Origin of the sequence: Methyloversatilis sp., assembly GCF_030698125.1 — a bacterium.
GTDB lineage: Bacteria > Pseudomonadota > Gammaproteobacteria > Burkholderiales > Rhodocyclaceae > Methyloversatilis.
The window spans coordinates 1-25,404 of the sequence record NZ_JAUYNV010000007.1 but is presented as its reverse complement, the minus strand read 5'-3'; the positions used below and the strand labels follow the sequence as shown (position 1 = coordinate 25,404).

Annotated in this window: 22 protein-coding genes and 1 CRISPR repeat array; of the genes, 9 read left to right on the top strand and 13 right to left on the bottom strand. The window is 66.4% G+C overall.

Features of this window, described 5'->3' with window-relative positions:
* The 7 genes from Q8Q80_RS03835 to Q8Q80_RS03805 all read right to left on the bottom strand — a co-directional run.
* The coding region (locus tag Q8Q80_RS03835; protein WP_305631661.1) for a fatty acid desaturase at positions 1–348 on the bottom strand (348 nt) is incomplete at its 3' end.
* A gap of 76 nt (positions 349–424) precedes the next feature.
* Positions 425–1,741 (bottom strand): mechanosensitive ion channel family protein, encoded by a 1,317-nt coding sequence (locus tag Q8Q80_RS03830; protein WP_305631660.1) that lies wholly within the window; start codon positions 1,739–1,741, stop codon positions 425–427.
* Between the two features lie 5 nt (positions 1,742–1,746).
* A complete protein-coding gene (locus tag Q8Q80_RS03825; protein WP_305631659.1) occupies positions 1,747–2,352 on the bottom strand; it encodes a phospholipase D family protein in 606 nt (201 codons plus the stop codon).
* Entirely contained in the window at positions 2,342–3,643 is a 1,302-nt protein-coding gene (locus Q8Q80_RS03820) for an RsmB/NOP family class I SAM-dependent RNA methyltransferase (protein WP_305631658.1), read from the bottom strand. The genes Q8Q80_RS03825 and Q8Q80_RS03820 overlap by 11 nt, the downstream gene beginning before the upstream one ends.
* Positions 3,640–4,854 (bottom strand): DUF3108 domain-containing protein, encoded by a 1,215-nt coding sequence (locus Q8Q80_RS03815; RefSeq protein WP_305631657.1) that lies wholly within the window; start codon positions 4,852–4,854, stop codon positions 3,640–3,642. Before Q8Q80_RS03815 ends, Q8Q80_RS03820 begins: the two co-directional genes overlap by 4 nt.
* Positions 4,847–5,488: a phosphoribosylglycinamide formyltransferase gene (purN, locus tag Q8Q80_RS03810; protein ID WP_305631656.1), complete on the bottom strand. Its 642-nt coding sequence runs from the start codon at positions 5,486–5,488 to the stop codon at positions 4,847–4,849. Before purN ends, Q8Q80_RS03815 begins: the two co-directional genes overlap by 8 nt.
* A gap of 59 nt (positions 5,489–5,547) precedes the next feature.
* Positions 5,548–6,165 (bottom strand): hypothetical protein, encoded by a 618-nt coding sequence (locus tag Q8Q80_RS03805; protein WP_305631655.1) that lies wholly within the window; start codon positions 6,163–6,165, stop codon positions 5,548–5,550.
* 444 nt (positions 6,166–6,609) lie between these two features.
* Here Q8Q80_RS03805 and Q8Q80_RS03800 point away from each other — a divergent pair, with 444 nt between their 5' ends.
* A complete protein-coding gene (locus Q8Q80_RS03800; RefSeq protein ID WP_305631654.1) occupies positions 6,610–7,137 on the top strand; it encodes a hypothetical protein in 528 nt (175 codons plus the stop codon).
* Here the strand turns inward: Q8Q80_RS03800 and Q8Q80_RS03795 are convergent.
* The gene (locus Q8Q80_RS03795; protein ID WP_305631653.1) at positions 7,058–7,714 is read right to left on the bottom strand and encodes a DedA family protein; all 657 of its coding nucleotides are present in this window, start codon (positions 7,712–7,714) and stop codon (positions 7,058–7,060) included. The genes Q8Q80_RS03800 and Q8Q80_RS03795 overlap by 80 nt on opposite strands.
* A gap of 89 nt (positions 7,715–7,803) precedes the next feature.
* Between Q8Q80_RS03795 and mutL the strand changes: the two genes are divergently transcribed.
* Together mutL and miaA are read left to right on the top strand one after the other, a co-directional pair.
* Positions 7,804–9,567, top strand: coding sequence for a DNA mismatch repair endonuclease MutL (gene mutL / locus Q8Q80_RS03790; RefSeq protein WP_305631652.1), 1,764 nt, complete (start codon positions 7,804–7,806; stop codon positions 9,565–9,567).
* Position 9,568: 1 nt separating this feature from the next.
* Entirely contained in the window at positions 9,569–10,525 is a 957-nt protein-coding gene (gene miaA / locus Q8Q80_RS03785) for a tRNA (adenosine(37)-N6)-dimethylallyltransferase MiaA (protein WP_305631651.1), read from the top strand.
* A 223-nt stretch (positions 10,526–10,748) separates the two neighbouring features.
* Here miaA and fnr read toward each other — a convergent pair whose 3' ends face one another.
* On the bottom strand, positions 10,749–11,483 hold the full coding sequence (gene fnr / locus Q8Q80_RS03780) for a fumarate/nitrate reduction transcriptional regulator Fnr (RefSeq protein ID WP_305631650.1): 735 nt from the start codon (positions 11,481–11,483) through the stop codon (positions 10,749–10,751).
* 73 nt (positions 11,484–11,556) lie between these two features.
* On the opposite strand from fnr, the gene hemN reads away from it, so the two are divergent.
* The 4 genes from hemN to Q8Q80_RS03760 all read left to right on the top strand — a co-directional run bounded on the left by hemN (position 11,557) and on the right by Q8Q80_RS03760 (position 15,849).
* Complete coding sequence (gene hemN / locus Q8Q80_RS03775) at positions 11,557–12,942, top strand: oxygen-independent coproporphyrinogen III oxidase (RefSeq protein ID WP_305631649.1); 1,386 nt, start codon at positions 11,557–11,559, stop codon at positions 12,940–12,942.
* A gap of 168 nt (positions 12,943–13,110) precedes the next feature.
* Entirely contained in the window at positions 13,111–13,836 is a 726-nt protein-coding gene (locus tag Q8Q80_RS03770) for a sulfite exporter TauE/SafE family protein (RefSeq protein WP_305631648.1), read from the top strand.
* A gap of 28 nt (positions 13,837–13,864) precedes the next feature.
* Positions 13,865–14,290 (top strand): universal stress protein, encoded by a 426-nt coding sequence (locus Q8Q80_RS03765; RefSeq protein WP_305631647.1) that lies wholly within the window; start codon positions 13,865–13,867, stop codon positions 14,288–14,290.
* A 110-nt stretch (positions 14,291–14,400) separates the two neighbouring features.
* Positions 14,401–15,849: an HDOD domain-containing protein gene (locus tag Q8Q80_RS03760; protein ID WP_305631646.1), complete on the top strand. Its 1,449-nt coding sequence runs from the start codon at positions 14,401–14,403 to the stop codon at positions 15,847–15,849.
* Positions 15,850–15,874: 25 nt separating this feature from the next.
* Here the strand turns inward: Q8Q80_RS03760 and Q8Q80_RS03755 are convergent, their stop codons facing one another.
* The 3 genes from Q8Q80_RS03755 to Q8Q80_RS03745 are packed head-to-tail and all read right to left on the bottom strand — an operon-like array spanning position 15,875 to position 19,838.
* On the bottom strand, positions 15,875–17,269 hold the full coding sequence (locus Q8Q80_RS03755) for an endonuclease/exonuclease/phosphatase family protein (RefSeq protein WP_305631645.1): 1,395 nt from the start codon (positions 17,267–17,269) through the stop codon (positions 15,875–15,877).
* A 28-nt stretch (positions 17,270–17,297) separates the two neighbouring features.
* Positions 17,298–18,473, bottom strand: a complete 1,176-nt coding sequence (locus tag Q8Q80_RS03750; RefSeq protein ID WP_305631644.1) for an esterase-like activity of phytase family protein — start codon at positions 18,471–18,473, stop codon at positions 17,298–17,300.
* A gap of 18 nt (positions 18,474–18,491) precedes the next feature.
* On the bottom strand, positions 18,492–19,838 hold the full coding sequence (locus Q8Q80_RS03745) for an esterase-like activity of phytase family protein (protein ID WP_305631643.1): 1,347 nt from the start codon (positions 19,836–19,838) through the stop codon (positions 18,492–18,494).
* Between the two features lie 335 nt (positions 19,839–20,173).
* On the opposite strand from Q8Q80_RS03745, the gene argJ reads away from it, so the two are divergent.
* Together argJ and Q8Q80_RS03735 are read left to right on the top strand one after the other, a co-directional pair.
* Positions 20,174–21,415 carry a bifunctional glutamate N-acetyltransferase/amino-acid acetyltransferase ArgJ gene (argJ, locus tag Q8Q80_RS03740; protein WP_305631642.1) on the top strand — a complete coding sequence of 414 codons (1,242 nt, stop codon included), beginning with the start codon at positions 20,174–20,176 and terminating at the stop codon, positions 21,413–21,415.
* 5 nt (positions 21,416–21,420) lie between these two features.
* Entirely contained in the window at positions 21,421–22,143 is a 723-nt protein-coding gene (locus tag Q8Q80_RS03735) for a UPF0149 family protein (RefSeq protein ID WP_305631641.1), read from the top strand.
* 72 nt (positions 22,144–22,215) lie between these two features.
* On the opposite strand, the gene Q8Q80_RS03730 is transcribed toward Q8Q80_RS03735, so the two are convergent.
* Entirely contained in the window at positions 22,216–22,551 is a 336-nt protein-coding gene (locus Q8Q80_RS03730; protein WP_305631640.1) for a UPF0175 family protein, read from the bottom strand.
* Between the two features lie 331 nt (positions 22,552–22,882).
* Positions 22,883–25,351: direct repeats of the CRISPR family, unit length 29 nt; unit sequence GGGCCTATCCCCGCGGACGCGGGGGAACC.
* Positions 25,352–25,404 lie beyond the last annotated feature (53 nt).

Below are 25,404 nucleotides of genomic sequence, written 5' to 3'. Positions count from 1 at the left end.
GCCGTAGCGCGCCATGGTTTCCTTGTTCTTCGCTTCGAGGCGGTACAGCTCGGCGCCTTCGGTCAGCACTTTCTTGATGCCCAGAACCACCGGGCTGTGCGGATCTTCGGGGGTTTCGCACTTGGCGTGGTGCTTGCGGTGGATGGCCGCCCACTCCTTGGTCACCATGCCGGTCGTCATCCACAGCCAGAAACGGAAGATGTGGCTGGGCAGCGGGTGCATTTCGAGCGCGCGGTGCGCCTGGTGGCGATGCAGATAGATCGTGACGCCGGCGATCGTAAGGTGCGTGAACGCGAGCGCTACAACGATGTAACCCCACCAGGGCAGATCAATCAAACCATTTAACATTCAGGTCTTTCTCGGTAAAGCAAAGGTCAAGCCTTGGATTCTACGCGAGCCGGGCCAGCGGTCAATTTGCGTCGCGTCAAGTGTTTGCAACATCGCCCGGAGGGGCCGAAGGGTTCCGGTCGCGGATGATCCTTAGTTCGCGTTGCGGGAACGGTATTTCAATACCCGCGGCGCGGAAGCGGTCGAGTATTTCGAGCTGGATGGCCGAGCGCAGGCCGAGCGCACCCCCTTCCGGATCGGCAATCCAGATACCCAGCTCGAGATTGATGCCCGAATCGCCGAAGGAATGAAGAAACGCCCCCGGGGCGGGCGACTTCAATACTCGTTCCTGTGTCAGCGCGGCGTCCTGCAGGATGGCCAGCGCGGTCGGTACATCGTCGCCATAGCTGATCTGGACCGCGATGGCGAGCCGTACCTGCCGGTCCGACAGGCCTTCGTTCTGCACCACCGAACTGATCAGCAGTTCATTCGGGATGATGGATTCGACTCCCGAAAGGCTGCGCACCACCGTGTAGCGCGTGGTGATCTGGGTGACCTGACCACGGTCAGTGCCGACCGAAATCAGGTCGCCGATTCGGATCGACCGGTCGAGCAGCAGGATGAAGCCCGATACGTAGTTGGCCATGATCTTCTGCAGACCGAAGCCCAGACCCACGCCGAGCGCACCGCCGAATACCGACAGCGCGGTCAGGTCGATGCCGACCAGGGGCAGCGTGATGATCAGACCGAGAAAAACCAGTGCGACCTTGGCCAGCCGGGCCAGCACGATGCGCAGATTGCTGTCGATCGGCGCCCGCATCAGCTTGCGCTCGACCGAACCCGACAGCCAGACCGACGCGATCAGCGTCATCAGCACCCAGGCGCTGCCCTGCAGCAGCGTCCACATCGTCAGCTTCTGCTTGCCCAGCGTGATCTTCTGGCTGTCCAGCCAGTCGATGACTTCGGGCAGGATGTCCAGCGCGTGCATCGCCCAGGCGGTCCAGATGGCCAGCACGATCAAAACCTCGAAGGTGCTCAGCCAGCCGGCGGGCGAAAACACCTGACGCAACGCATATACGATGAGCCGGATGACGGCCATCGCCACCAGCATGGCGATCACCAGATGCATCAGGGCCGGCGTCTGGTGCAGCAGGGCGAACGCACCGCGCGCAAGCGCCAGCAGCAGGATGCCGGCCAGCGGGAACATCAGTCGCTGCATGCCGGCCCGCCCCAGCCGCGCCGCGTTGCTCAGCAATTCGTTGCCGTTGGCCAGCACCTCGGCACGCTGGCGCTGAATCATGTGACGCGCGAACAGGCCGGCCAGCACGAGACAGGCCGCGATAACCCCCAGCTCCAGTCGCGTGCTGTCGAGCGCCAGCACCCCCATCAATGCGTCGAAAGACAGGTTGTTCATGTCGATCAAGGGGTTACGGCTTCACCGCGCAGGGTTTCCTGCACCGCATCGGCAAAGCTGACCGACTGGGCGCGGTGGCGCTTCCAGTTCTGCATGTATTGAGCGGCGAGCGCGCGCTGGCCGCTCAGCACCAGCACGTTCTCGGCATTCTTCGACTTGCCGGCCACGCTGAAATTGTAGGAGCCGGTCACCACCACCGGATCCTTGCCGTCCGGGTCGATGATCATCACCTTGCTGTGCGCCGCGCTGTAGGCACCATCCAGCCACAGTGGCACGCCGTGACCGGCGACCCGGGGCAGCGCGCTGTACTCGTCCTTCAGCACCTTTTCGCGATCGGCGATCACTTCGACCTTGATGCCGCGCTCGTGCGCCGCGATCAGCGTCTTGGCGATGTGCCGGCTGGTCAGCATGTAGGCCTGCACATACACGGCCTGTTTCGCGCCGTCGATCTGGTCCATGACCAGCCGCTCGACGTCGTCCCACGGTGCGAAACCGACTTCGACCTTGCCTTCGGCCGGCAGCGCCGGGCCCGCCTGCACGGTGCCGCCTGCCAGCAGGCCAGCGATCAGCAGGGCGGCAGCCAGGAGGGGGGGGCGCGGTTCACGCTTCATCGACCGTCTCCGGGGTGGCGGCTGCACTGTTCGGGACGCGCCGTTCCATCACCGCAGCGTAGAAGCCGTCGGTGCCATGGACGTCGGGGCGCAGTTCGAGATCGATTCCGGTATCCAGATCAACGCGGCCGGCGGCGAGGATTTCGTTTGCCGGCAGGCGTACGAAGTCCGGATGGCTGGCCAGGAAGGTGTCGATCACGCCGCGGTTTTCCGCGTCGAGCAGGCTGCAGGTCGCATAGACCAGACGACCGCCGGGTTTCACCAGCCGCGCCGCGCCGGCCAGGATGGCGCCCTGCTTGACCACCAGTTCCTCGACCGCAGTCGGTGTCTGGCGCCACTTCAGGTCCGGATTGCGGCGCAGCGTGCCCAGACCGGAGCAGGGCGCATCGACCAGTACACGGTCGATCTTGCCGGCCAGTCGCTTCACCTTGATGTCGTTCTCGCTGTCGATCAGCACCGGGTGCACGTTCGACAGGCCTGAACGCGCGACCCGCGGGCGCATCTTGATCAGTCGTTTTTCCGATACATCGAAGGCGTACAGCCGCCCGGTCGATCGCATCATCGCGCCGAGCGCCAGTGTCTTGCCACCGGCGCCGGCGCAGAAATCGACCACCATTTCGCCGCGCTTGGGCGCGAGCAACAGTGCCAGAAGCTGGCTGCCTTCGTCCTGCACTTCGATGATGCCCTTTTCGTACAGCGGGTTCTTCGTCAGCGACGGACGCTCGCCCAGACGCAGTGCCCACGGCGAAAAGCGCCCGGGTGTGACCGTCAGGCCGTTGTTGGTCAGCGTTGCGGTGACGGCGTCGATGTCGCTTTTCATCAGGTTCACGCGCAGGTCGAGCGGCGCCTGCGTGTTCAGCGCACGCGCCAGCGACAACAGCGACGCTTCGTCCATCTGCGTCAGCAATCGCTCGATCACCCAGTCGGGCAGGTCGGTGCGCTCGCCCAGCGACAGTTCGGTGTCGGCGGTCGGCGCCAGCGTTTCCAGCCATTGCGCCTCGTTGCGCGAAATCAGCGGTGCGAGAAACTTGTGTCCGAGACCTTCGATGCGGGCCAGCGCGGTGATCAGCAACTTGCGTGCGCCTGCATTTTCGCCCGCCACGGCCCGCAGCCAGCGCAGACGGCGCAGCACCAGATAGGCATGCTCGGCGACGAATGCGCGCTCGCGCGACTGCAGCGCGCGCTGATCGCGGAAATGGGCCGACAGCACGCTGTCGGCGGTGTGTTCGAAACGCAACATCCGGCTCAGGACGTCGGCGGTGCTGTCTATCAGTTTTTCGGTCGGTTTCATCGCAGGTAGGGGTTGGCGGGTTCTTCCGCCGGCTCGTATCGGGGTGGCGGATCGACCGGATCGCCGAAGGGCGCAGTCGTTCCGGCGGCGGCACCGGCAGTGCCGGCGCGCAGGCTCAGGTTTTCATACTCGATCAGGCGCACGCGCTGGTCGTACACATCGCCCTTGCGATCAGTGAAGCGGATCAATACCGGCAGCCAGCGCAGATTCGGTGCCAGCCAGACTTCGATCTGGTTGTCGCCGGCCTGGGCGCGCGCCTGCAGCCGCTTGACCAGCTGCCGTCCGACGGCCGTATCGAGGCTGCCGAGCTCCGGGTCGGCCACGAACCAGCGCGGCGTGAAGCGCTTGCCGGTGGCCAGCGTGAAATCGAAGTCGCCGCCGTATTGTGCGCGCCAGATGATTTCCAGCCACAGGCTCAGCATGTCCTGCGCACCGGCCGACAGCGTGTGTTCCGACTGCTTGGTGCCGGCGCGCAGCATAACCCGATTGCCGTCCCAGTCGAACACCACCTCCTCCTCGGTCGCCTTGCCCTGTGTCGCCCGCGACACATAGCGCCGCGGCTTCAGACCTTCGGTCGTCACTTCGCCGGTGCTGCGCTGCTCGACGCGCAGCGGCTTGAGCAGGCCGGCCAGACCGGTCGTTTCGGTGACCTGATCCATCTGGTAGTCGCTGCCGTCGTGCACCCAGTGATAGCGGGTTTCCCCGATCGCCAGTTCGCCCCGGAACACCTCGAACTCCAGCTTCGCCTCGCTCACTACGGCACGCTGCGGCGTCAGGCTGGCCGTCTCGTCGCGGTCGGGCAGGGCGCCGTCGGCGATCGCCCGGTCCAGCAGTTCGCGATCGCCGATGGCGTCCGTGCTTTCCCCGTCAGCCGGCGCCTGATCGTCGCTCGGCACAGGTTGCGGTGGCACCTCGGGCTCAGGCTCGGGCTCGGGCAGCGCCACCGGCTCGGGCTTCGGGCTGCGCGGCCTTGGCGGACGCTTCGGGGCTGGCACCGGGGCCGGCGTCGCATCGGCTACCGGTGATGGCGTCGGCACAACTTCCGGAGGCGGCGGGGCGGGCGGTGCAATCAGCGCCGCGCGTATCGTGCGACGCTCGTCCGGCAGGCGCTCGTGATCGAAGCTGCGCAGCCCGCCGGCCAGCAGGAGGTGCAGCAGCACCGAAACGGCCAGTGCGAAAAGCAGCCGGGACCGGTTCAGCGGTTCAGACATCCGCGCTCGGAACGCACAACGCGGCGCTGTCCGGCGTGGCGTCGCCGCGCAGCACGGTGCGGCCGTCGTTCAGGGCGAGCCGGCCGTCGACAAACCAGCGCACCACCTGCGGGTACAGCCGGTGCTCCTGCAGCAGCACGCGTGCGGCCAGCGTGGTTTCGGTATCGTCCGCCAGCACCGGCACCGCCGCCTGCGCGATGATCGGTCCACCGTCGAGTTCGCCGGTCACGAAATGCACCGTGGCGCCGGCCACCCGGCAACCCGCCTCGATGGCGCGCCGGTGCGTGTGCAGCCCGGTGAAGGCGGGCAGCAGCGACGGGTGGATGTTGATCATGCGGCCGCGATAGTGCTCGACGAAGCCGGGCGTCAGGATGCGCATGAAGCCGGCGAGCACGACCAGATCGGGGGCATGGCGATCGATGCAGGTGGCCAGCGCCGCGTCGAAGGCGGCGCGGTCGGCGTAGGCGGTGTGATCGACCACCTCGGTCGCGATGCCGCGTTCTCGCGCGTACGCAAGGCCTGCGGCGTCGGGCCGGTTGCTGATCACGGCGCGGATGTCCGCCGGCAGACCGGCGTCGACGATGGACCGCATATTGCTGCCGCGTCCGGAAATCAGGATGACGACGGATGTCATTCGGGGCTGTCGGTAGGAGGAATCAAGGGCGGATTATCGCCGCCCGACGCGGCGCCTGCCTATCTGACCGGCAGGAACACTGCGGTCGCCAGCGACTGCAGGATGCGTGTCACCACGCGCCGGTTCTTGTCGGCCACGATCTGCGAACTCATGTCGAGCCAGCCGATCATCTTGCCCATTTCGCGCTCGAAACTGAGGTTGCGCACGCCGTCGCCGCCGATCTCGTTCGACAGCAGCAGCAATTCGCCGGCGGCGTCGCGCGATTGCGCCAGCTTCCACGCCGAAATCTCGACGTTGCGCGCGCAATTCGACAGCGCCTGCGGATCGAGTTCATCCATGATGAACAGTTCGGTGCGGTCGGCCCACGCGGTCTGGATCATGCCACCCATGCCGACAATCAGCGCCGCTACCCGGTCGCCCGCAAAATCGGCCGAAAAGGCCAGCCGCATCACCTCGATGTCGCGCTTGCTGTCGAATTCCGCCAGCGCCCAGCCGCGGTCGGCGTTGAACAGTCTGGCCAGTGCTTCTTCACGACTGTTCAGCCCGGCGCGCCGCCATTCGCGCGGGTTGCGCCGGTACAACTTGTCGGCCAGCCGTTCCAGGCTGGCGAATATTTCCCGGTGATGCGCTTCGAGTACCCGGTCGATATCACTTTTAACAATCTGTTTAGGATGCATGGAATCGGCCACTGGCGCCGGTTTCTGGCCCGTGCCTCCACAGCCCGTGATCCAGTTGGCTATCGCGGCGCAACACAGCACGCGCACAATCGTCTTACAGGCTGTCGCAGGGTCTGTTGTCATTTGATTCGTACGTTACGCGCGCAGCCAGCGCGTCGCAGGGCAAGGCGCACCAACGCCGCCTGATTGGCCGTCAGGCAAGGTGGTGCAACGCGGACATGTGGCGCGCTGGCTGTGCGCCCTGCGGGTTGCCCTTGGGCTGGCCGCGCACGGCGTTGCACGCTTTGTTCGCGGCCAGCCCAAGGGCAACGTGACGCACGAATCAAACGAGAACAGACCCTGGCATTCATGGCCGACAGCGTACGACAACCCGGGCCCGGTTTGGGCGTGCGCCGCAGCCGCGGCGCGCGGACCAGAATGGCCCAGAACCTCCGCACATCAACCATGAAGATGGAACAACTCGAGCGCGTGCGCGCTCCGGGCGTCAAGGCAGGCAGCCGTCGCTTCGGCCGGTTGTTGCGCACCCTGATGCGGGCCGACCATGGCGGCGTGCTGCTGTGCGGTGGGCGCGACGTGCAGTGCGATGCACTGGCGATGGCGCTCGCCCGTCTGCGCGATCAGCCGTTGATGCGCGTCGAGCTCGAGGCGGCCAACGACGAGCCGATCAGCGCCGAACAGTGGCGGCCGTCGTTGCAGCAGGCGCGTCGGCAGGCTGCGCTGCTGTATCTTCATCTGGGCGATGGCGCCGAGGGCGCGTTCGGCCGGGCCAGCGGCGGGGTGGCCAGCCTGCGCGCCGAGCGACTGCTGGCCGATGTGCAGCGTGCCGGTGTCGTGGTCATCGTGGCGGGCGCCGAACGCTACAGTTTCGCGCTCGAAGCGTGCTGGCCGCGCATCAGACTGGATTTCCCGAGGCCGGCCCGAACTTTGCGCGCACCCATGCGACTGCCAGGGGTGCAAGCGATATCGCGATGATCGCCAGAATCACCAGCGTCAGGTTTTCCTTCACCCAGGGCAGGTTGCCGAACCAGTAACCGGCCAGCGCCAGTGATACCACCCAGATGATGGCGCCCGTGATGTTGAACATCGCGAAGCGCGGGTAGCTCATCTGCGCCACGCCGGCCACGAAGGGCGCAAAGGTGCGGATCAGCGGCATGAAGCGCGCGATGATGATCGTCTTGCCGCCGTGCTTTTCGTAGAACGCGTGCGTACGGTCGAACGCCGTGCGGTTGAAAAAGCGCGAATTTTCCCACTTGAATACCCGCGGGCCGCACCACGCGCCCACCGCGTAATTCACCGCGTCGCCCAGCACTGCGGCGATGATCAGCAGCACGATCAGCAGGCCGATGTGCATGCCGCCTGCCGCTGCGATGGCGCCGGCAACGAACAGCAGCGAATCGCCGGGCAGGAAGGGTGTCACCACCAGACCGGTTTCGCAGAACACGATCAGGAAGAGGATGGCGTAGACCCAGGCGCCGTACTGGGTGACCAGCATGGCCAGATGCTTGTCCAGGTGCAGCATGATGTCGATGAAGGTGGTGAGCAGTTCCATGGTGCGTCGCGCTGAAATCGAGCCCGGATGATAGCGGATGCCTGTGACGGCCCGTAAAATCGTCGCCCGACCCCGTTTTCTGCCTGCGCATGCCTTCGATCCAGCTGCTGCCCGACCTCCTGATCAGCCAGATTGCCGCCGGCGAGGTGGTCGAGCGGCCCGCGTCGGTGCTGAAGGAATTGCTGGAGAACAGCCTTGACGCCGGCAGCCGCGACATCCGCGTGCAGCTCGAAGCCGGTGGCGTGAAGCGCCTGCGGGTGGCCGACGACGGCTGCGGCATGCCGCCCGAAGACCTGCCGCTGGCGCTCGCCCGCCATGCCACATCCAAGATCGCTTCGCTGGACGATCTCGAAGCGGTCGCCACCATGGGGTTCCGCGGCGAGGCGCTGGCATCGATCGCCAGCGTGGCGCGCGTGGCCATCACCAGCCGGCAGACCGGCGCGGCGCATGCGTGGCGCATTGATGACGGTGGCGCGACGGAACCGGCCGCTCTGGACAGCGGCACCGTGGTCGACGTGGCCGACCTCTATTACAACACCCCGGCGCGGCGCAAATTCCTGCGCACCGAACAGACCGAGTACGGTCACTGCGACGACGTGTTCCGGCGCATTGCGCTGTCGGTGCCGCAGGTTGCCTTCCAGTTGCAGCACAACGGCCGCATCACGCAGCGCCTGCCGGCGGCCGACATGGCGAGCCGCGTGCGCGCGCTGCTGGGCGATGAATTCATGCAGCACGCGCGCCCGGTCGAAGCGGTGGCCGGCCCGGTGCGCATCGTGGGCTTTGTCGCGCAGCCGGCTTTTTCGCGTGCCGGGCGCGACGCCCAGTACAGCTTCGTCAATGGCCGCTTCGTGCGCGACCGCCTGCTCGCGCATGCGTTGCGCGAGGCCTACGCCGACGTGCTGCACGGTGCGCGCCACCCGGCTTACGTCGTGTTCATCGAACTCGACCCGCGCGCCGTCGATGTGAACGTGCACCCGGCCAAGACCGAAGTGCGCTTTCGCGACGCGCGCGGCATTCACCAGTTCGTGTTCCATGCGGTCGAGCGCGCGCTGGCGCTGTCGACGCAGGCGACTGAAGCCGTCCACGCGTCCGCGCAGGCCGATTTGCCCGACGTCTCCAGGCAGTTGGCGTCGCAGTCCGGCTGGCCGATGCAGCAGGGCATGGGTGTTGAACAGCCGCTGGCACGCTACTTCGATTTCGTGCGCCATGATGCGACGCCGGCCGCTGCACACCCGGTCGCCGCCGGCCTGCCGGACCCTTCGTCGCAAGCCGGTCCGCCACTCGGCTTCGCGCTTGCCCAGCTGCAGGGCGTGTACGTGCTGGCGCAGAACAGCGCCGGACTGGTGCTGGTGGACATGCACGCGGCGCATGAACGCATCCTGTACGAACAGCTGAAGAAGGTGCTCGAAGGCGCGCCGGCGGTGCAGCGGCTGCTGATTCCGGCCGTGCTGTCGATGAGCGCGCGCGAGGTGGCGACCGCCTTCGAATACGCCGACGTGCTCGAAAAGCTCGGCTTCGACGTCGGCCAGGCCGGGCCGAACGAGTTGATGGTGCGTGCCGTGCCGGCGCTTCTGGCGCGTGCCGACACCGCCGCGCTGTTGCGCGCGCTGCTGGAAGAACTGCGCGAGGCACCGGCCAGTCAGGTGGTCGAGCGCCGGCGCAACGAACTGCTGGGCACGATGGCCTGCCATGGCGCGGTGCGTGCCAATCGTCTGCTCGCGCTGCCCGAAATGAACGCGCTGCTGCGCGACATGGAAGCCTGCGAACGCGCCGACCAGTGCAATCACGGCCGGCCGACCTGGGTGCAGCTCACCATGGGCGAACTGGACCGCCTTTTCATGCGCGGCCGCTGACGTGCCGCCCGTCTCCGTGCCGGCCGCTTCCGCCTCGCCGGTTCTGGTGCTGCTCGGCCCCACGGCCAGCGGCAAGACCGCGGCGGTCGCGCGCATCGCGCGTGCGCTGCCGGTCGAACTGGTCAGCGTCGATTCGGCGCTGGTGTTCCGAGACATGGATATCGGCACCGCCAAGCCGACGCCGGACGAGCGGGCGCTGTGCCCGCACCATCTGATCGACATCGTGTCGCCGGAACAGTCCTATTCGGCCGCGCGCTTCGCTGCGGACGCGCGCACGTTGATCGCCGCCATCCAGGGTCGCGGCAACATTCCGCTGCTGGCGGGCGGCACCATGCTGTACATCAAGGCGCTGCGCGACGGCCTGTCCGACCTGCCCGAAGCCGATGCCGATCTGCGCGCCGACATCGACCGCCGTGCCGCCGCACAGGGCTGGCCGGCGCTGCACGCCGAACTGGCCGCGCGCGACCCGGACGCCGCCGCCCGTCTCAAACCGACCGACGCGCAGCGCATCCAGCGCGCGCTGGAAATCATCACGCTGACCGGCCGGCCGCTGGCCGAAAGCTACGCGCGACGCGAGATCGATGCGCCCCTGCCGCCGATGACCGTACTGTCGCTCGAACCTTCGGATCGCGCCTGGCTGCACCGGCGCATCGAGGCGCGCTTCGACGCCATGCTGGCGCAGGGGCTGGTGGACGAGGTGCGCAGGCTGCGCGAAAAGTACGCGCTCGACGCCAGCATGCCGTCGATGCGCTGCGTCGGCTACCGGCAGGTGTGGAATTACCTCGAAGGCGACATTGACGCCGCCGCCATGCGCGACACCGGCATCTACGCCACCCGCCAGCTCGCCAAGCGCCAGATCACCTGGCTGCGCTCGATGCCGATCGACCAGCGCATCGATTGCTGTCGCGCCGACGCGGTCGGGCAGGTCATGGACGCTTGTGCTGCGCGGGCGGGGTGACGGGTGGTGGAGTGTGGTTGTTGGGCATCGCTGCGCTCACCCCAACCTACATTCGATCCGGCGCAAGTATTGCCACGTAGGTTGGGGTAAGCGCAGCGATGCCCAACACCCCAGCGTCACCGAATGAACCCAGGTAGAAAAAGCGCCCCCACCCCGGCGTAGCCAGCCCGTAGGTTGGGGTGAGCGCAGCGATGCCCAACACCCCCCCATCACCACCGCGCCCTCAGCAGCGCGGGCTCATCGCCTTCTTCAGGTCGTCCAGCTTGTGGATGCGGATGTTCTTGTTGCTGACCGACAGCAGCCCTTCGTCCTGCAGGCGCGACAGGCCGCGGCTGACGGTTTCGAGCTTGAGGCCGAGATAGGAGCCGATTTCCTCGCGCGTCATGCGCAGGTTGAATTCGGTCGCCGAATAGCCGCGCGACACAAAACGCTGCGACAGATTCACCAGGAAGGCCGCCAGACGCTCTTCGGCACGCATCGTGCCGAGCAGCATCATGACGCTCTGGTCGCGCACGATTTCGCGGCTCATCACCTTGTGGAAATGATGCTGCAAGGTATCGATCTCGCGCGACAGTTCCGACAGGCGGTTGAACGGGATGACGCACACCTCGCTGTCTTCCAGCGCACGGGCGTCGCAGTTGTGCTGACCGGTGCCGATGCCATCCAGCCCCATCAGTTCGCCAGCCATCTGGAAGCCGGTCACCTGCTCGCGGCCGTCTTCCGAAACGACTTCGGTCTTGAAGAAACCGGTGCGGATGGCGAACAGCGACTGGAAGGACTCACCGGACAGGTAGAGCGGCATGCCGCGCGCCACCTTGCGGCGCGTGCCGACGAGTTCATCGACACGTTCGATTTCCTGTTCCGTCAGGCCGACCGGCATGCACAGCTCGCGCAGATTGCATGCCGAACAGGCCACTTGAAGACCTTGTGACGTGATGGGTATCTGGACGCTGCTCATTATTGACGTTGATCAATGCGCGGTGGGGGGCGCGCTTGCATGATGGACGCACCGCAAAGTGTGCCAATAAAACATGAATGTCGCAAAAGAACTCGTGTTCGACCCGCAGCTGATGCGGCGTTTTGATGTGCCCGGCCCGCGCTACACCTCGTATCCGACGGCCGATCGCTTCAATTTTTCGCATGATGCACGGGCGCATGCGGCGCGGCTTGAGGCGCGCAATGCGGCGGCCGGGCCGCTGTCGATCTACATCCACATCCCGTTCTGCGACACGATCTGCTACTACTGCGCCTGTAACAAGATCATCACCAAGGATCACGCGCGCGCCGACAGCTATGTCGATACGCTGCTGCGCGAACTGGCGATGAAGGCAGCACTGGTCAAGGGCAGTCGCGAAGTGGCTCAGCTCCATCTGGGGGGCGGCACGCCCACCTTCCTGAGCGATGCGCAGATGACCCGGCTGTTCGAAGGCCTGCGCAGCCACTTCCGCATCGCCGACACGGCGCAGTGCTCGATCGAAATGGATCCGCGCGGTGTCAGTGCCGCCCGTGTGGCGCATCTGGGATCGCTCGGTTTCAACCGCATCAGCATCGGCGTGCAGGACTTCGACCCGGTGGTGCAGCGCGCGGTGAACCGCATACAGAGCGTGGAAGAGACCGAAGTCGTACTGCGCGCGGCGCGCGCCAATGGTTTCGTGTCATCCGGCGTCGACCTGATCTACGGTCTGCCGGGCCAGACGCTCGACAGTTTCGACGCCACGCTGGCCACCCTGATCCGGCTGGCGCCGGATCGTGTCGCCATCTATCACTACGCGCACCTGCCGAAGCAGTTCATGCCGCAGCGGCGCATCGACGAAAGCATGCTGCCCGACGCCACGGTGCGGCCGCAGTTGCTGAAGCTGGCGATCGACCGCCTGCACGAAGCCGGTTACGTGCATGTCGGCATGGACCACTTCGCCCGCCCCGACGACGAGCTTGCACAGGCGCAGCGCCACGGCCGGCTGCAGCGCAATTTCCAGGGCTATTCGACGCATGCCGGCTGTGACCTGATCGGGCTTGGCGTATCGGCCATTTCCCGCGTCGGCGCAAGTTTTGCGCAGAACCACCGCACCCTCGAAAGCTGGGCCAAAGCGATCGATGACGGCGAACTGCCGGTCATGCGCGGTCTGGACATGACGGCCGACGACAGCGTGCGCAGCGCCGTGATCGGCGCATTGATGTGCCACTTCGAATTGTCGATCGAAGCGATAGAAAGCAGTTACGCCATTGATTTCAAGAAGTACTTCGCCCCGGAGCTGGAAGAACTGCAGGAACTGGTCGATGCCGGCCTGCTGACGCTGGAGCCGGACTGGATCGGCATCACGCCGCGCGGCCGCCTGCTGGTGCGCGCCGTATGCATGGTGTTCGACCGCTATCTGCGCCTCGATTCGGAAACGGTTCGCTACTCGAAAGTCGTTTAAGGCAAACAAGCCCGAAGGTCTGCTGTCCTTGAATCGCTGGTCGCGTGTGCGTTGCCCATACGGTGAGCGCCTTCACGTCAGCAGATCCGCTTTCCGCACCGCCTTGCATGCACACGACGCTCGGCGCACGATCGCGCCACGTTCCCGTCCGAAAGTGATTGATCTCACATGAGTCTCGGCCTTGCCGCGGTGTTTCTGGTCGGTCTGCTCGGTGGCGTGCACTGCGCCGGCATGTGCGGCGGCATCGTGTCGGCGATATCCGCCGGCGTGCCGCAGGTCCGTCAGCCTGGCTGGCGCGCACAGTTGCCCGCCTTTTCGCTGCACCTTGCCTACAGCACCGGCCGCATTGCGAGCTACGCCTTTGCCGGCGCGGTCGCTGGAAGTATTGGCGGCGTCGGCCTGCTGGCCGGCAGCGCGCTGCCGCTGCAGACGGTGCTGTATGTACTGGCCAATGTGATGATGATCGCGCTCGGCCTGTACCTCACCGGTTACACACGGGTGCTGGCACCCATCGAGTCGCTTGGCCGCCCGCTGTGGGCGCGCATCCAGCCACTGGCGAGCCGCTTTCTGCCGGCGCGCACGCCGGCGCAGGCGCTGGGCGTCGGTCTGCTGTGGGGTTTTCTGCCGTGCGGCATGGTCTACAGCATGCTCGGGCTGGCCCTGCTGTCCGGTTCGCCAGCCAGCGGCGCGCTGATCATGCTGGCTTTCGGACTGGGCACGCTGCCCAACCTGCTGCTGGCCGGCATGCTGCTGACCCGGCTGCGCGGGCTCACCCGCAATCCGGCACTGCGCCGGGTGGCCGGCCTGATGGTGCTGGGCTTCGGTCTGGTCGGTCTGGCGCGCGCGTCGACCCTCGGCGACGGGCTGTGGAACGGCCTCATCTGCCATACTTGAGTGTCCCAGCAACCAGACTGATTTCACCATGCGTATCCTGCTTGCCGTCGATGGTTCCGAACACGGCGTGCGCGCCACCGCCGAGGTGCTGCGCCTGTCCGCCAATTTCACCAGCGTGCCCGAAATCCACCTGTTGTTCGTGCATGTGGCCGTGCCCAGCGGCCTGCTGCAGCACCACGTGAGTCGCGAGGCGCTGAACGACTACTACCGCGAAGAAGGCGAAGACGCAGTCCGCATCGCGCTGGAAACACTGCGCAATGCCAAGGTCGAACCGACCCTGCACCTGCACGTCGGTCCGCCGGCGGAAACCATCGCCCGCTACGCCGAACAGCACGACTGCGAAATGATCGTGATGGGTCGCCGCGGTCACGGCGCACTGGCCAGCTTCGCGCTGGGCTCGATCGCCAGCGGCGTGCTGCATCACTCGAAACGGCCGGTGCTGCTGGTCCGGTAACTGTCGTCTGCCCGGCTGCGATCCGCGCCGGGCTTCAGCTTCGCTCAAGAAATCGCAGCGGTGCGCCGTTAGCCGGAAGAGTTACCTACTTTTCCGCAATGGACACGCACATGAGCGCCACACCCGTTGCCACCGATCCACTCCAGGTCTGGGTGGACAAGCTGCGCAGTCAGGACATGCCCATCTTCAGCGCGACGCTTGCCGCCATCGGCGAGGTCGCGGCGAACGACGCCAGTCCGACCTCGGCGCTCGGGCGCATCATCCTGCGCGATGCCGGCATGACCGCGCGCGTGCTGCGCATGGCCAATTCCGTGTTCTTCCACGGCGAAGGCAGTCGCATCAACACCATTTCCCGCGCCATCGTGCTGCTCGGTTTCGACACCGTGCGCAACATCGCGATATCGGTGGCGTTGATCGACGCGTTTCTGGCCGGCGGTGTACGCGACCGGGTCAGCGCCGAAATGGCGCGCTGCTTCCACGCCGCCGTCCATGCAAAACATGCCGCCACGGTGCGCGGCGATGCCTCGCCCGAAGAAGTGTTCATCGCGACCCTGCTGTCGCGCATCGGCGAGCTGGCGTTCTGGTGTTTCTCGGGTGAAGCGGGGCAACAGCTGGATCGCGCGCTGCGCAAGCCCGATGCCGTCCCGGAAAAGGTCGAAACCGAAGTGCTCGGCTTCCGGCTGCGCTCACTCACCCAGTTGCTGGCGCGCGAATGGGCGCTGCCCGGGCTGGTGGCCAACGCCTGTGTGGACAACGCGCGGGCAGACAGTCGCGAGGCGCTGGTGATCGCCGGATACCGGCTGGCCAGTGCCGCCGAAGCCGGATGGCAGAGTGAAAAGGCGCGTGAAGCCATGCGCGACTACGCCAAGCTGCTGCGCCAGGACGTGGCGACGGTGGCGCCGGTGGTCGCCGCGCACGCGCGCGAAGCGGCGTGCCTGGCCGGCTTTTACGGCTGCGAAGAGGCCGCGGCGCGCATCCCGGTGCCGGCGCGTCCGGACGAGGAGGACGAAACCGGGGCACCGGCCATTCTGGCCGATCCCGACCCGGCGCTGCAGTTCGACATTTCGCGTCGCATGGTGGCCCTGATTGCGGCGCACTCGGCTTCCGGCGCGGTGCTCGACCTGGCGCTCGAAGGCGCCGGCCGCTCGCTCGGCGCCGACCGCGCCGTGCTCGCGCTGGTCACCGCCAACCGCTCGCAGCTCACCGCCCGGGCCACGCATGGCCGCGGCGCGCAGCAACTCATGCGCCATTTCAATTTCCTTCTGGCCGGCGCTGCGCGCGATGCGCTGACCGAGCTGGTCGATCACGGACGCGTCATCGACGTCGAGGCGTCGCACGTGCCCGCCCCCGGATTGCCGTCCATCACGCGCCTGCGTTCGGCACTGGGCCAGCTACATCAGGTGCTGGTGCCGATCAACGCGCACGGCCACGTCGTGGGCGTGCTGTACATCGATCGCGCCGCGGTGCGCCCGCCGATGCGGCCCGGCACGCCGGACGCACTCGCAACCTTCGCCCAGCTTGCCGGCATCGCCCTGGAAGCGTCCTCGCGCAAGTCCTGACCGGGCAGCGCCCGGTCAGCTCCCCTTACTTCCGGCGCCGCGACGCCGCAGCAATCAGCCCCAGACCGGCCAGCAGCATCGCGTACGTTTCGGGCTCGGGCACGACCGTCACATCGACCCACACCGCCTTGTGGTCCGAACTGGCCAGATTGGCGTACAGGTTGGGGTCGCGGAAGGTGCCGACCAGATCGAACAGGTCGCCGGTGGTGTTCGGCACCGACGTGTCCGGATCGACCGGCCAGAAGATGCCGGCATCGGTCATTTCGAGGTTGGCCGACGGCAGAACGTAATCGACGCGCAGGTTGCCCGGTGCCGAATCGCTGAAGTCGGCGGTGTCGTACTGCGGGTCGCCGGTGTGCGACTGGTTGGCCGTGCCGTTGTTGCTCGGGTAGGTTGCCGCGGCCGTGCCGCCGGCCGACGCCGGGGTCAGCGAGGTATTCACCAGCGGGTCGCCCAGCAGCTGGTTGATCGCACCCTGATAGCTGTCGCCGTCGAACGGGTCGGCGTTGTAATCACCGGCGATGACGAACTTCGCGCCCGCGGCCAGGCCGCCTGTGCCGCCCTGATCGTCGTAGATGTAGCCGGCGCCATTGACGTAGTCGGACCAGAAGCGGATTTCGTCGTGGTTGCGCTTGCCGTTGCGGTCTTCAGCGCCGTCGAAGGTCGGCGGCGTCGGGTGGGCGGTCAGGAAATGCACGTCCTGACCGTTGATGCGCACCGTCACGTCGACATGGTTCTTCGACGACAGGCGCAGCGCGTTGATTTCGTCCTGCGAGTAGAAATCGGCGAGCTTGTTGGCAGTCGGGTCATTGGTCAGCAGATTGCCCGGCATGTCCTTCCACAGGAAGGTCTGGAAGCTGCGCACGCCGACGATTTCGTACTTCGAGTAGATCGTGAAGCCGTACTGGCCGCCGTAGTTGCCGAAGCCGAAGGCATCGTCGCCGCCACTGACCACGCCGTTGTTGTTCAGGTCGAAGCCGGATGCCAAGCCGGTATTGGTGTTCGGCGTGTAGCGGTATGCGTAATCGATGCCGCTGGTCAGGCCGCGCACCGCGTTGCCCTGACCGACAGACAGGAAGTTCTGCTGGAACAACTGCGCGCCCTGGCTGGAATAACCGAGGCCCATCGGCGCGCTGCTGGCGGTCGGCGTGCCATTCAGGTCGAAGTCGAATTCGTTCACCAGCAACACGTCGGCGTTCACGCGCTGTGCAATTTCGGCCACGTTGCGCGCCTGCTGGATGCGGTTGGCGACGCTGGTGCTGACGCCGATCGCGCCCGGATTGGCGAGATCGGACAGCAGATCGCCCGCGGCGTCGCGGTTCAGCGAGGCGTTGAAGGTGGCAAAACGAACGGTTTCCGCCTGCGCAGCGCCGGCCGTGGCCAGCAGCGCAAGGGCGATCGGGGTGAGGGCATGTTTCATGTCGAGGCGTCCTTTCAGAGGGGGTGGCTCAGCGACGGCGCATGCGCAGCGTCAGCGTCATCAGGCCGAGGCCGGCGAGGAACTGCACGATGCGGGTGGGCTCGGGCACGGCTGACACTTCGAGCGCGATGAACTGGGTGACCTGGGTGCCGCTGAAGTTGTTGTCGGCGGCCAGCACCAGCGTGCGATTGCCGTTGGCCAGCGTGTGGCCCCAGCTGATCGCCTCGATGTTGTCGAGCGTGATGCCGTCAGAGGTGATCGGCATTTCGAGCAGCAGCTCGCGGCGCATCGGCGTGTAGGTCGCGCCGACGAGACTGTCGAAACTGCTCACGTCGGTGTTGTCCGGCATGATTTCGGCCAGCGTGAGGCGGATCGTGTTGCCCACGCCGAAGGCGAATGCGCGTTCCACCGCGATGAACTGCGTGTCGGAAATCGCCAGCAGTTCGGGCAGGCCGTTGTCAGGGCCGAACGGCGCACCGGGCACGGCATCGACCGGAATCGGCGGCAGTGCATATACATATTGCGCACCGGCCGCGCCGCTGGCCGGATCGAGCGCGGTCACGCGTACCACGCTGCCGTTGTTGACCGACGTGAGCGGGCCGTCCTGCACCAGCGCGTCTTCATTGGCGGTCCAGATGGTGCCATCGGGCGACACCGTCAGCGCCTCGAACAGCTTGTTGCTGCGCCCGCCGGTGGTGGCGTTGTCGACGTAGTTGAACATCGCCGGTGTGGCGAATTCGCGCACGAAGACGCCCGAGGTCGTCATTTCGCGCACGAAAGGCTGGTAGCGGCTGGCCGCGTTGCCGCTCCAGTTGCCTTCCGACGACCAGTACAGATTGCCGTTCGGCGCCACGCGGATGCCTTCCGGATCGACCGTGCGGGCGTTCGACGGGAAGGTCGAGCCGTCCGGCCGCTGCATGAAGGTCTGGCTGTTCACGGTGACGCCGTTGAAGCCGGCGGCGTCGTAATCAAGCGACAGGTTGTAGAAGCGCGGCGTACCGCGCTCGCCGCCGCGGTCATCCGAAATCGCCCAGTAACGGCCGTCGGCGGCGCGGTCGAGCCCGGAAATGCCGCCGAACTCGACGCCTTCGAACAGCGTGCCGGTCGCGATGCGCTGCTCGCCGATGACGCGCAGCGAGAAATCGGCCGCCAGCGCGTGGCCGGCAAAGGTGGCGAGCAGGGCCACCAGCAAGGTCTTTTTCATTTCGTTGTCTCCAGGTGATCAGGCACGACGGCGGGCGGCTGCGCCGATCAGGCCGAGACCGGCCAGCAGCATTGCGTAGGTTTCCGGCTCCGGTACCGGGTTGGCGAGGCTGATCTTCAGGAACTCGGTGTGGTCGGAGCCGAGGTCGCGACCGCCGGTGCCGGGGTAGTTGTTGTCGTTGATCACCAGCAGCGTGTTGGCATCGAGGATGAGCACGTCCTCGATGGTTACGTAGGGGAAGGTGAAGGTGGTGAGGCCGTCGCCATTCAGGTCGTACGGGTCGGCGATGTTCATCAGGTCGACCAGTTCGGTCTTGGTGACGAAGCCGCCGTCGGCAACACCGGTCGTGTCGGCGATGAAAATCTTCTTGAACGGCGTGCCGCTGGTGGCCGTGCCGCCGTTGCGCTCGATCACCAGGAAGCGGTGATCGTCGATGGCCGTCATGTCGCCGATGGCCGTGCCCTGGGCTTCGAGCTGATACAGGTAGTCCAGACCGGTGTAGCGCTCGGTGTCGATATTGAATTCGTTGATGCGCAGGCTTCTGGCGGGGTCGCCGGCAACCGTCTTTTCGAGCAGCGTGTAGAGCCGGTCGCCGCTGGCGTTGATGGCCATGCCTTCGAAACCGCCGGAGCCGCCGAGGTTGCTCGACACCGAACCGTTCAGCACTGCCTCGTTCTGCGGCGCGAACACGCCGGGCAGCGCGATTTCGCGACGCTGCACCACGCCGCTGGCATCGGTCTTCACGAGGTAGGGGCCGAACTCGTCGCCGAACCACAGGTTGCCGTTCTTGTCCTGACGCACCGATTCGATGTCCAGGTCGGCGCCGGTGAGCAGGCGGCCGGACTTGATCGACGCATCGACCAGCGGATTGGCGGCGTTGTTGTAATAGTGGGTGTAATCAGCCTGAACCTTGATGCTCAGCAGGTTTTTCGGGTCGCTCAGCGTGATGCGGCTGGCAGCGGAAAACGCCGGCAGCGAGGCACCGGTGTTCCAGTCGGCGGCGGACACGCTGCCACTGCCGCCCTGTGCGGTGCGGAAGTCGACATTCACCGCATAGCTGCGCAGCAAGGTGTCGCCCGAATTGCCCTGCGCGCCGAAGCCGTTGTCGGTGATGACGCGGAAGCTGCCGTTGGCACCGGCCAGCACGCCGGAGAAGCCCTGCACCGGCTGCAGGTCAATCAGCGGCAGCGGATTGCCACCGGCGCCGGCGCCGGCAAACTGGCCCGAGGTCGGGCCGTCGGAGAAGGTATTGGCCGGCATCACGGCCCAGCCGGCCAGCGTGTTCTGTGCGGCGTGCGCGGCCGGTGCGGCAAAGGCAGCGGTCAGCGCGAGCGCGAGGCTCAGACGTGCGAAATCAGCGTTCATGGTTCATCTCCCCTGTGTGGTCGGTCCGGCCGATGCCGGCAACACGCGGAAGGCTGGGGAGGACGCTTTGCAGTGCCGTGAAGGTGAACTGGTCCGTTCGGATCATGGTGCGTCGCCGGCCGCATGCAGCGTGGCTTTGCACGCAGTGGGCCGGCCCGCCGAAAGCGCGAGCGAGGCCGTTCCCGGACAATTCGTGCAGAGTCAGGATTTCGTGCTGGTTACAAGGAAGGTGAATTCCTGTGACGGGCGTGCAGTGCCGGGGTGCGCGACATCAATCCGGCGGTCGGCGCCGGCCTGCATATAAACTTGCGGCTTTACCCCCTGCGAGACCCGCCATGCCCGTGAATTACCAGACGCCGCCCGCCGAATCCATCCTGCCGGTCGCCGGCGTGCGACTGGGCATCGCCCAGGCCGGCATCCGCAAGGCCAATCGGCGCGACCTGTGCCTGATTTCGCTGGTGCCGGGCGCCCGCGTGGCCGGCGTGTTCACGGTGAACCGCTTCTGCGCCGCGCCGGTGCAGGTGTGCCGCGACCACCTGTCGCGCAGCGACATCCGCGCGCTGGTCATCAATACCGGCATCGCCAACGCCGGCACCGGCGAACCCGGCCTGGTCGCCGCGCACGCCACCTGCATCGCCGTGGCGCGCGTGCTCGGCCTGGCCCCTGAACAGGTGCTGCCGTTTTCCACCGGCGTCATCATGGAGCCGCTGCCGGTCGACCGCATCGAACGTGGTCTGCCCGCCTGCATGGCCGATCTCGACGAAGGCAACTGGCACGCCGCGGCGCACGCCATCATGACCACCGACACCGTCGCCAAGGTGGCGTCGCGCACCGTGCAGATCGACGGCCGCACCGTCACGCTCAGCGGCATCAGCAAGGGTGCCGGCATGATCAAACCCAATATGGCCACCATGCTGGGTTTCATGGCGACCGACGCCGCCGTGTCGCAGACCGCACTCGACGCGATGGTGAAGCACGCCGCCGACCGCTCGTTCAACTGCATCACGGTCGATGGCGACACCTCGACCAATGATTCCTTCATGCTGATCGCGTCGGGCACCGCCGGCAACGCCGAAATCACCGCACTCGACAGCGAAGCCGGCGCCGCACTCGCCGAGGCCGTGACCTCGCTCGCCGCAGAGCTCGCCCAGGCCATCGTGCGCGACGGCGAAGGCGCGACCAAATTCATCACCATCGACATCGAAGGCGGTCGCGACGTCGCAGAGTGCAAGGCAGTCGGCTATGCGATCGCCCACTCGCCGCTGGTGAAAACCGCCTTCTTCGCGTCCGACCCCAACCTCGGTCGCATCCTCGCCGCCGTCGGCAACGCCGCGCAGAACCACCCGCCGCTGGAAGACCTCGACACCTCGAAGGTGAGCCTGTGGATAGGCGACTTCCTGGTCGCGAAAGACGGCGGCCGCAACCCCGCCTACCGCGAAGAGCAGGGCGCCTCGGCCATGGCGCCGGCCGAAATCGGCATCCGCGTCGCCCTTGGCCGCGGCACCGCCCGCGCCACCTGCTGGACCTGCGACTTCAGCTACGACTACGTGAAGATCAACGCGGACTACCGGAGCTAGCCTGCATGGACGCGCTGAACCGGCCGCTGTCCACGTCCGAGCTCGACACACTCGAAGATTTTCTTGCTTTGCCGCACCTGCAGGATTCGTCGATGGATGTGCCGATGCTGGAGGGGTTTCTCACCGCCATTGTCATCGGTCCGCGCGTGGTGTTGCCAACCGAATGGCTGCCTTGGGTGTGGGACAGGCACGATGCGTCGGTGGCGCCCGACTTCGTCGACCGCCGACAGGCCGAGCGCATCATCACACTTCTGATGCGTTTCATGAATGGCATCGCGGACACCTTCCTGAACGAGCCGGATGCCTTCCAGCCCATTTTCTGGCAGCCGGATCGGCGGGGTGCGCCCGAATGGTGTGAAGGCTTCCTGATGGGTACCGATTTCTGCGACGGTGAATGGGAGGACTTGTGGGACGATGAGCCGGAACTCGCGGCACCGCTGATGCGCCTGGGAACCGACGAGGGGCGAGCGACGATCCGCGAGGACGGCGAGGTCGAGATCTGGATGAAGCTGGTCCAGCCGATGGTGGTCGCCCTCCATGAAATCTGGCTCGAAGCGCGCATGTTCTACCCGGAAGGCGATCTGGAGAACGCTTTCGAATATGACGACACGCCCGCCGAACCCTATGTCCGTCCGGAGCCGAAGGTCGGCCGCAACGACACCTGCCCGTGCGGCAGCGGAAAGAAGTTCAAGAAGTGCTGCGGTGGCGGGGGGCGGTCGGTGCATTGATGCGCGCCGGATCGGTATGCGCGGCGCGGTTCGTCGCCACGCAGGCTTGGCAGTGCCTGCAAACCTCCGGCGTCATTCAACCGCGCCACCAAAGTCATGCATTTGCTGCGTGAGTTCTGCCCCCGTGAGATCGATCACCGCAATACCGGACCGGGCAGCGCAGTCGAACATGTCCGAGTAAGGCAGGCCTGCGATTCTGGCGGCACGGCCAAGTGATACCCGCTGATCCTTGAACAGTTGGAGTGCGACGACCTGAGCCAAGCCGGGTGTCTCGGCATAGGTATCAAACGGAACCGCGAGGAAAAGCGCGTGGCCGGATCGGATGACAACGGAAAGCTGCCCCGACGCAGCGCAGTCCAGCAAAGTGTCCGGGTTGTCCCGGATGTCGTCGATATCGAAGGTGTCCATCGTTTCTGCTCTCCTTCACTGCTCCACCGCTTCCTCGCATGGCGTGGGTTCACGCAGGCTTCAATTCGCGGCAGGGTTTCGTGCGTCCGCGGGGCCAGTCTGTCTGCAATGCAGTTGTCTGACAACGGCTACCGACTCCGGCTTGCTGCTGGCTGAGTAAGCGGGCGACGCTGTGTTCTTACTCACATCGCACGTTTCCATTCTGTTTTAGCCCACATCCGGCTCAGGCGAGCGGGGCGCGGGCATCGAGTATGCAAGTGAAACGGGGTGTATCAGTTTTAAATCGGCAAACCGGTGACAAGCGTGTCAGTTTTAAATCGGCATTGACTGGGGGCCTATCCCCGCGGACGCGGGGGAACCCAGTTGGTCGACCTCATCGGCGAGCGCAACACGGGCCTATCCCCGCGGACGCGGGGGAACCGCGGAAGAAAGTGCTTTGCTGCAAGCTTACGGGGGCCTATCCCCGCGGACGCGGGGGAACCTACGACGCCTACGGCGATGAGGAAGCCGATGAGGGCCTATCCCCGCGGACGCGGGGGAACCAGCGTGAGCGCGTCGTCGAGCAGCTGGGTGAAGGGCCTATCCCCGCGGACGCGGGGGAACCTCGCCGGGCACGGTGTCGACGTTGAATTCCTCGGGCCTATCCCCGCGGACGCGGGGGAACCCACTCGCGCCGCTCCCGATCGTAGCTGTGCAAGGGCCTATCCCCGCGGACGCGGGGGAACCGGACCCCACCCCCAGAAGTCGTCGCGCCACGAGGGCCTATCCCCGCGGACGCGGGGGAACCATGCCGCCCAGGCAGCGGAAGCGGCCGACCATGGGCCTATCCCCGCGGACGCGGGGGAACCCCGATCACGAAAAGCTGAAACAGATACTGCTCGGGCCTATCCCCGCGGACGCGGGGGAACCTCTTGCGTGAGCGGCTGGTGAATTTGGGTCACGGGCCTATCCCCGCGGACGCGGGGGAACCTATATCGGTCCATATCGACTCATTCGCCCCGAGGGCCTATCCCCGCGGACGCGGGGGAACCCCTGTAGTTGTCGAGATTGCACATTAGCATCTGGGCCTATCCCCGCGGACGCGGGGGAACCCGTCAATGGTGTTTGGGGATCACCTCATGCTCGGGCCTATCCCCGCGGACGCGGGGGAACCCTTGCCCCAAGCACCGATATCCCGGCATGGGGGGGCCTATCCCCGCGGACGCGGGGGAACCCGCCATCCAGCGCACCGCACGGCTCGGGGAGAGGGCCTATCCCCGCGGACGCGGGGGAACCACCGCCGCACTGGCAGATGTGGGGGCGGCTTGGGGCCTATCCCCGCGGACGCGGGGGAACCTCCGCACGGTCATGAATCCGCCTTCCATCACCGGGCCTATCCCCGCGGACGCGGGGGAACCCGCTGGCGCCTTGGGGTCGCGCGGGTACATGAGGGCCTATCCCCGCGGACGCGGGGGAACCGAAGGCTTGCGCCGGCTGCGTGCGAACGACGAGGGCCTATCCCCGCGGACGCGGGGGAACCCACGCGGGCCAGGTAGGGCGAGCCCGTACTTCGGGCCTATCCCCGCGGACGCGGGGGAACCCGGCTGGACGGTTTCGACCGGTGGCGGCACTGCGGCCTATCCCCGCGGACGCGGGGGAACCAACACTTCTACCTGTCGGCGGAATCCTCCTACGGGCCTATCCCCGCGGACGCGGGGGAACCAGCCGTGCGACCTGCTTCATGTGCTGCAGCTGGGGCCTATCCCCGCGGACGCGGGGGAACCAATCATCGAAATTTCTCCGTCAGTGAATACTCGGGCCTATCCCCGCGGACGCGGGGGAACCGGCGCGATGTGCAGTCCGGCATCCTGCGCAACGGGCCTATCCCCGCGGACGCGGGGGAACCCGGTGCTCGTCACGAGCGGGAAGGTGTCTCGCGGGCCTATCCCCGCGGACGCGGGGGAACCAAATATTACGAAGGCGGCACCTACCACTATTGGGGCCTATCCCCGCGGACGCGGGGGAACCGAAGAGGCGCTGTCGAAAGCGCTCGCGAAATCGGGCCTATCCCCGCGGACGCGGGGGAACCAAGGTCCTGAAAGGCGCCTTCCCGAAGGTCAAGGGCCTATCCCCGCGGACGCGGGGGAACCCCGCACAGACGTGTCCGGCCCCCACAGCTGGGGGGCCTATCCCCGCGGACGCGGGGGAACCGTTCGACACGGTCGAGTACTGCTACCTCGACGGGGCCTATCCCCGCGGACGCGGGGGAACCCTCGCGGAGCAGCGCATCCACTACATGGATTCGGGCCTATCCCCGCGGACGCGGGGGAACCGCCTGCAATCGTCATTGCCTCACCTGTCCATCGGGCCTATCCCCGCGGACGCGGGGGAACCCTGCACCGGCCACGTCAGGAATCGGCTCACGAGGGCCTATCCCCGCGGACGCGGGGGAACCGTGCAGGGCGCGTTCGAGTACGGGCAGCGCATGGGCCTATCCCCGCGGACGCGGGGGAACCCCGCGCACTTGGTCGCCGCTTCGGGCGTGTCTGGGCCTATCCCCGCGGACGCGGGGGAACCGTGGCGCCAGCGATCTGCACTTCTGCCGTGATGGGCCTATCCCCGCGGACGCGGGGGAACCGATGACCGGGCAGTATTACCTGCCGGGTCAGCGGGCCTATCCCCGCGGACGCGGGGGAACCCAGGGCGGCGGCTACATCATGCAGGGCATCGAGGGCCTATCCCCGCGGACGCGGGGGAACCCCTTCACGACGACAGTGAGCGTGAGTGATCGAGGGCCTATCCCCGCGGACGCGGGGGAACCACCATCACGCGGATGATCGATGCGGCGAGCGGGGGCCTATCCCCGCGGACGCG

Bases quoted from the DNA above. Each gene is read 5' to 3' on its own strand.
- Q8Q80_RS03830 (WP_305631660.1), bottom strand. From the start codon at position 1,741: ATGAACAACCTGTCTTTCGACGCATTGATGGGGGTGCTGGCGCTCGAC.
- Q8Q80_RS03825 (WP_305631659.1), bottom strand. From the start codon at position 2,352: ATGAAGCGTGAACCGCGCCCCCCCCTCCTGGCTGCCGCCCTGCTGATC.
- Q8Q80_RS03820 (WP_305631658.1), bottom strand. From the start codon at position 3,643: ATGAAACCGACCGAAAAACTGATAGACAGCACCGCCGACGTCCTGAGC.
- Q8Q80_RS03815 (WP_305631657.1), bottom strand. From the start codon at position 4,854: ATGTCTGAACCGCTGAACCGGTCCCGGCTGCTTTTCGCACTGGCCGTT.
- purN (WP_305631656.1), bottom strand. From the start codon at position 5,488: ATGACATCCGTCGTCATCCTGATTTCCGGACGCGGCAGCAATATGCGG.
- Q8Q80_RS03805 (WP_305631655.1), bottom strand. From the start codon at position 6,165: ATGCATCCTAAACAGATTGTTAAAAGTGATATCGACCGGGTACTCGAA.
- Q8Q80_RS03800 (WP_305631654.1), top strand. From the start codon at position 6,610: ATGAAGATGGAACAACTCGAGCGCGTGCGCGCTCCGGGCGTCAAGGCA.
- Q8Q80_RS03795 (WP_305631653.1), bottom strand. From the start codon at position 7,714: ATGGAACTGCTCACCACCTTCATCGACATCATGCTGCACCTGGACAAG.
- mutL (WP_305631652.1), top strand. From the start codon at position 7,804: ATGCCTTCGATCCAGCTGCTGCCCGACCTCCTGATCAGCCAGATTGCC.
- fnr (WP_305631650.1), bottom strand. From the start codon at position 11,483: ATGAGCAGCGTCCAGATACCCATCACGTCACAAGGTCTTCAAGTGGCC.
- hemN (WP_305631649.1), top strand. From the start codon at position 11,557: ATGAATGTCGCAAAAGAACTCGTGTTCGACCCGCAGCTGATGCGGCGT.
- Q8Q80_RS03770 (WP_305631648.1), top strand. From the start codon at position 13,111: ATGAGTCTCGGCCTTGCCGCGGTGTTTCTGGTCGGTCTGCTCGGTGGC.
- Q8Q80_RS03765 (WP_305631647.1), top strand. From the start codon at position 13,865: ATGCGTATCCTGCTTGCCGTCGATGGTTCCGAACACGGCGTGCGCGCC.
- Q8Q80_RS03760 (WP_305631646.1), top strand. From the start codon at position 14,401: ATGAGCGCCACACCCGTTGCCACCGATCCACTCCAGGTCTGGGTGGAC.
- Q8Q80_RS03755 (WP_305631645.1), bottom strand. From the start codon at position 17,269: ATGAAACATGCCCTCACCCCGATCGCCCTTGCGCTGCTGGCCACGGCC.
- Q8Q80_RS03750 (WP_305631644.1), bottom strand. From the start codon at position 18,473: ATGAAAAAGACCTTGCTGGTGGCCCTGCTCGCCACCTTTGCCGGCCAC.
- Q8Q80_RS03745 (WP_305631643.1), bottom strand. From the start codon at position 19,838: ATGAACGCTGATTTCGCACGTCTGAGCCTCGCGCTCGCGCTGACCGCT.
- argJ (WP_305631642.1), top strand. From the start codon at position 20,174: ATGCCCGTGAATTACCAGACGCCGCCCGCCGAATCCATCCTGCCGGTC.
- Q8Q80_RS03735 (WP_305631641.1), top strand. From the start codon at position 21,421: ATGGACGCGCTGAACCGGCCGCTGTCCACGTCCGAGCTCGACACACTC.
- Q8Q80_RS03730 (WP_305631640.1), bottom strand. From the start codon at position 22,551: ATGGACACCTTCGATATCGACGACATCCGGGACAACCCGGACACTTTG.